This window comes from Oleiphilus sp. HI0132 (assembly GCF_001635845.1).
Map to the genome: position 1 here is coordinate 1 of NZ_LWGJ01000912.1, position 269 is coordinate 269.

The following is a 269-nucleotide window of genomic DNA, read 5'->3' on the forward strand; positions in this document are numbered from 1 at the left end:
TGAGCTTCAATCAGGTCTCCTACCTTGAAAGGCTTGAATAGCAGAATGACAACGCCTCCGGCGAAGTTGGCTAGGCTTCCTTGAAGAGCTAGGCCAACAGCTAAGCCGGCAGCACCGAGTACTGCCACAAATGATGTTGTCTCGATGCCGACCATCGAGGCAACTGAAATCAACAAGACTACTTTCAGAATAACTGAAAGAATGCTGCAGACGAATTGACCAAGCGTCGCATCGACCTTGCTTGTGAGATTGTTGTTAAGAGTGCGTAT

General features: G+C 48.3%; 1 protein-coding gene. It reads right to left on the minus strand.

Annotated elements, in window-relative coordinates:
* Positions 1-269 (minus strand): mechanosensitive ion channel family protein (locus A3766_RS10325; RefSeq protein ID WP_156508856.1); only part of this gene is annotated, 269 nt, incomplete at both ends.